The following is a 1,160-nucleotide window of genomic DNA, read 5'->3' as shown; positions in this document are numbered from 1 at the left end:
CTAAATAGCTGCGCCTATTACCGCTCCACTTTTGTTAACCCGTGTTGACTGCCGGGGAAAGGTGAAGCTGATTTCATAAACTGTCTGACATTTTTCAGTAACTGCCACATTGTCCGGCAGCGATGATTACGCGTGATTGTTTCATGTAATGCCAGCCATAAAAGCTCTATCCTGTTCACCCACGGTGAGTAAACTGGCTGATAAATAACAATAAACTTTGGATTCTCCTTCAACCACTTCAGCGTCTTTTTGCTCTTGTGGATGATATAGTTATCAACGATTAGCGTGAGCGTTTTTGCACTGCGATATATGCTTCTCAACTGACTTAACATCCTGATAAATAAACCTGAGTCCTTACTTGTGCCACTCACATAATCCACTCTTCCTGTCCCGGCATGCAGCACTCCGGCAAGGTAATGCTTTTGGTTCTGTCCTGGCGTTGGGATGCGTTTTTGCTGCCCTTTTTTCTGCCAGTCAGCGCCAATTTTTGGATTCAAATCGATATCCACTTCATCCTCGTAAAATACGGGATGATCGGCACAGTTTTTTTCTAACGCTGCACTCATCGCTGCCAGTTTTTCCTCTTTCTGAGGATCACGAATATGGAGTGTCGGAGCCGCTCTGCGCCAGACAATCCCAGCCCCCGGTAACCAGCGACGAAGCGAGCCTGGATGTAACGTCGCATTAAATAGTTTATTAATTTCAATCGTTAATATCTCAGTGCTCCATCGAGAACGCAGATAGCCGAAATCTTGTGGTGAACGTTGAACCAGTAAATCGAGCATGCGTAGCATTGCTTCCATAGGCCACTTTCTTTGACGTCCGGGAGGCAGACTTTTCAGGCCTTCAACCCCGAATAAAGTGAACCAGTTAATCCAGCGTCCGACGGAAGAACGGGCTGCGCACAGAGTTTTCGCTACGTGAGTCAAAGATTCGCCACGATGTAGCATCAACATTGCCATGAGGCGTCTGGCGTGGTTTTTATCCGCAGTTTTGTGCACGGTTTTCTGCATCTGGCGTCGTTCATTACGAGGTATAGGTGCTATGATCGGCATAACTCAGTCCGGTTTGTGAGGGTTTGTGATGTTTGGCGATTGATCAGATCGCTCAAACCGGATTGAGTTCCCTTCAGTGATCTACTATTAAGCGCAGCTATTTAG

General features: G+C 46.6%; 1 protein-coding gene. It reads right to left on the bottom strand.

Annotation, left to right across the window (positions count from 1 at the left end; genetic code table 11):
* Positions 1-17 precede the first annotated feature (17 nt).
* Complete coding sequence (locus J1784_RS00355) at positions 18-1,055, bottom strand: IS630 family transposase (RefSeq protein WP_217147589.1); 1,038 nt, start codon at positions 1,053-1,055, stop codon at positions 18-20.
* Positions 1,056-1,160: the final 105 nt, after the last annotated feature.

The organism is Rahnella ecdela (genome assembly GCF_019049625.1).
Classification (GTDB): Bacteria; Pseudomonadota; Gammaproteobacteria; order Enterobacterales; family Enterobacteriaceae; genus Rahnella; species Rahnella ecdela.
The sequence above is the reverse complement of the archived record's forward strand: the minus strand, read 5'-3'. Positions and strand labels throughout refer to the sequence as shown.

What these genes read in the sequence shown, in the direction of transcription:
- J1784_RS00355 (WP_217147589.1), bottom strand. Translation starts at nt 1,055, where the DNA reads ATGCCGATCATAGCACCTATACCTCGTAATGAACGACGCCAGATGCAG.